The sequence below is a fragment of the Streptomyces sp. WG7 genome (genome assembly GCF_049975785.1).
Lineage (GTDB): Bacteria > Actinomycetota > Actinomycetes > Streptomycetales > Streptomycetaceae > Streptomyces.
In genome coordinates, this window is record NZ_JBNGGE010000112.1 from 1 (window position 1) to 4,094 (window position 4,094).

The window sequence follows — 4,094 nt, forward strand, 5'->3', positions numbered from 1 at the left end:
CCACCGACCAGCCCCGCCAGCGCCGCACGATCCACGCCCGACTCGACCTCGACCCGCCGCACCTCCGCACCACGCCCCGCCAGCACACCCACCACCGGCCCGTCAACGTCACCCCCAGCCGGAACGACCACCAACCACGCCCCGGACAACCGCGCTTCGGCGGACGCCTTCACCGGTTTCCAGCTCGTCCCGTAACGCCACCCGTCGACCTGCGCCTGATCCTGGCTGCGCCGGCGCCAGGCCGACAGAGCCGTGACCATGTTTCCCCAGGACGCGGTGTCGTCGAGGCCGAGCATGGCCCCAAGGGTCGTCAGGTCCTCGTGTTCGACGACGTCCCAGAATCGTGCGTCGACGGTGTCGACCGTCTTCCCGGCGGGAGTCAGGGCGTCCCGCCGGGCCTCCGGCCAGTACCGCCTCCGCTGGAAGGCGTAGGTCGGAAGTTCGGTGCGCCGCGCTCCCGTGCCGGCGAAGAACCCGGCCCAGTCCACCTCCACGCCCCGCACGAATGCCTGCGCCAGCGCCGTGACGGCGGTGTCGGCTTCTGGACGGCCCTTGCGCAGGACGGGGACGAAGGCGGCGCCCTCGCCCGTCACGCACTCCTGAGTCATCGCCGACAGCACACCGTCCGGACCGAGTTCGAGGTACGTCGTGACCCCCGCCGCCTCCAACGCGCGGACGCCGTCGAGGAAGCGCACGGCCTCACGGACATGCCGCACCCAGAAGTCCGCCGACGCCATCTCGTCGGTGACCACGGCGCCCGTCAGGTTGGAGACGACCGGAATGCTCGGGGCCTCGAAGGAGAGTCCCGAGACCACCTCGCAGAACGCGTCCAGCATGCCGTCCATGTGCGGCGAGTGGAACGCGTGACTGACCGCCAGCCGCTTCGACTTCCGCCCCTCGAAGGACTCCACGACCGCCGTGGCCGCGTCCTCGTCACCCGCGATCACCACCGACCGCGGCCCGTTCACCGCCGCAATACTCACCCGCTCCGTCAGCAACGGCAGGACCTCGTCCTCCGACGCCTCCAGCGCGACCATCACGCCACCCGCCGGCAGCGCCTGCATCAACCGCCCACGCGCCGCCACCAGCACACACGCATCATCCAGCGACAGCACCCCCGCCACATGCGCAGCAGCTAGCTCGCCGATCGAGTGACCGGACACGAAGTCCGGCCTCACACCCCACGACTCCAGCAGCCGGAACAGCGCCACCTCCACCGCGAACAACGCCGGCTGCGCGAACTCCGTACGATCCAACACCTCCGCGTCATCACCGAACAACACACCGCCCAGGGCCACATCGAGGTGCGCGTCCAGGTGGGCGCAGACCGCGTCCAACGCGTCCGCGAACACGGGGTAGGCCTCGTACAGTTCCCGGCCCATCCCCAGGCGCTGGCTGCCCTGCCCCGTGAAGAGGAAGGCAAGCGCGCCAGTCGTGACCGTGCCCTGCACGAGGCCGGAGGGCGCTTCGCCGGCGGCGAGACGGTTGAGCCCGGCGAGTAGCCCATCGTGCTTCTCGGCGCCGCTGACCAGGATCGCGCGCGTGTCCAGGGCGGTACGAGCCGTCGTCAGCGTGAATGCCGTGTCGAGGGTGGATGCCTCAGGCTGCGACGTCAAGTGGGCGGCCAGACGCGCGGCCTGGGCGCGGAGCCCGGTCGTGCTCTGCGCGGAGAGCAGGACGGGCAGGACGGGCAGCACCGAAGGTGCCGCGTCGCTCTCGGGCTCGTCGCCGCGGTCCGCTGCGGCGGCAGGGACCTGTTCGACGATCGTGTGGGCGTTGGTGCCGCTGAGACCGAAGGACGACACGGCGGCGCGCCGGGGCCGCCCGGTCTCGGGCCAGTCGACGGCTTCGGTCAGCAGGGCGATCTCGCCGGCGGCCCAGTCGACGTGCGGGGTCGGCTCGTCGACGTGCAGGGTCCGGGGCAGCACCCCGTGCTGCATCGCCAGCACCATCTTGATCACGCCCGCGACGCCCGCCGCGGCCTGCGTGTGCCCGATGTTCGACTTGACGGACCCCAGAAGGAGCGGCTGCTCGGGCGACCGCCCCTGCCCGTAGGTCGCCAGCAGGGCCTGCGCCTCGATCGGGTCCCCGAGCCGGGTGCCGGTGCCGTGCGCCTCCACCGCGTCCACGTCAGCCGTCGACAGCCCGGCACTCGCCAGCGCCTGGCGGATCACGCGCTGCTGCGAGGGGCCGTTCGGCGCGGTCAGGCCGTTGCTGGCACCGTCCTGGTTCACCGCCGAACCCCGCACCAGAGCCAGCACCGGATGCCCGTTGCGGCGCGCGTCCGACAGCCGCTCCACCAGCAGCATGCCGACGCCCTCACCCCAGCCGGTGCCGTCCGCGGCAGCCGCGAACGCCTTGATCCGGCCGTCCTCCGCCAGCCCCCGCTGACGACTGAAGTCGACAAAGGCCTCAGGGGTCGACATCACCGTCACGCCACCGGCCAGCGCGAGGGAGCACTCGCCCTGCCGCAGTGCCTGGACGGCGAGGTGCAGAGCCACCAGCGAGGAGGAACACGCCGTGTCGACGGTGATCGCGGGCCCTTCGAGACCGAAGACGTAGGAGAGCCGTCCGGAGACGACGCTTGCGGCGTTGCCGGTGCCGAGGTGTCCTTCCAGGCCGTGCGTGTCGCCCGCGACGAGTGAGAGGTAGTCCTGGCCGTTGGTGCCGACGAAGACGCCCGCCTGGCTGCCGCGCAGCGACGACGGGGCGATGCCGGCCCGCTCGAACGCCTCCCACGACGTCTCCAGCAGCAGCCGTTGCTGCGGATCCATCGCCAGCGCCTCACGCGGCGAGATCCCGAAGAGGTCCGCGTCGAACTCGGCTGCGTCGTGGAGGAATCCGCCCTCCAGGGTGTACGTGGTCCCGGGGCGGTCGGGATCGGCGCTGTAGAGGCCGGCGAGGTCCCATCCGCGGTCGGAGGGGAAGTCACCGATCGCGTCAGCACCGTCGACGAGGAGCTTCCACAGCTCCTCCGGGGTTCGCACGCCGCCCGGGAAGCGGCAGCTCATCGCCACGATCGCGATCGGGTCGTCGTCCACGGCCGCCGTCGTGGCGACCGGCCCCGCCATCTCCGGCTGCGCGCCCCGCAGCTCGTGGTGCAGGAATGCCGCGAGCGAGGCCGAGGTCGGGTAGTCGTAGACGAGGGTGGTGGGCAGTCGCAGGTCGGTGGCCGCGCCGAGGCGGTTGCGCAGTTCCACGGCCGTCAGGGAGTCGAAGCCCAGTTCCTTGAAGGCGCGGTCGGCACCGACCGCTTCGGCTCCGCCGTGACCGAGGACTGCCGCGACGTGCGTACGCACCTGGGTGAGCAGCTCACGCTCCTGCTCTGCCGCCGTCAGCCCCGCGAGCCGGCGGGCCGCGGTGGCCGCCACGTCGGCGCCCGTGACGGTCTCCGCGTGCGTGATGAAGTCGCCGATCAGCGGGAGCGGCCGGACGGAGGTCATGAAGGGCGCGAAGCGGTCCCAGTCGATGTCTGCGACGGTCAGCGAGGCCTCGCCCGAGGCGACGATGGGCGCCAGTGCCGCCATGGCCGACTCGGGCGCCATGGGCGGCACGCCTTCGTGCCGCATACGGGCGTCCATCGTCTCGCCGGCGGCCATGCCGCCCTCGGCCCACGGACCCCACGCGATGGACGTCGCCGCCAGACCGTCCGCGCGACGCTGCTCCGCCAGGGCGTCCAAGTAGGCGTTCGCAGCGGCGTAATTGCCCTGGCCAGGCGTGCCGATCGTGCCGCTCATCGACGAGAAGAGGACGAACGCGTCCAGCTCGACACCCAGCTCGACCGTCAGCTCGTGCAGATGGAGCGCCGACGTGGCCTTCGCCCGCAGAACACCGTCAATGCGCTCCGGAGTCAGGGCATCCAGCACGCCGTCGTCCAGCACACCCGCCGTATGAACGACGGCGGTCAAGGAATCCGCGTACTCGGCCAGCACGCCCCGCAGCGCCTCACGGTCGGACGCGTCACAGGCGACGACGGAGACCTCGACACCCAGCTCCGCCACCAGCTCAGCCGCACCCGGCGCGTCCATCCCCCGCCGGCTGGTCAGCACCAGCCGCTCAGCACCCGCCTCCGCCAACCACCGCGCGACACGACC

The 4,094-nt window shown here is 71.9% G+C and carries 1 protein-coding gene; it reads right to left on the reverse strand.

Going from position 1 to position 4,094, the window contains the following annotated elements:
- Positions 1–4,094: type I polyketide synthase (locus tag ACP4J0_RS38210; protein ID WP_426604010.1), on the reverse strand; the 4,094-nt coding region annotated here is incomplete at both ends.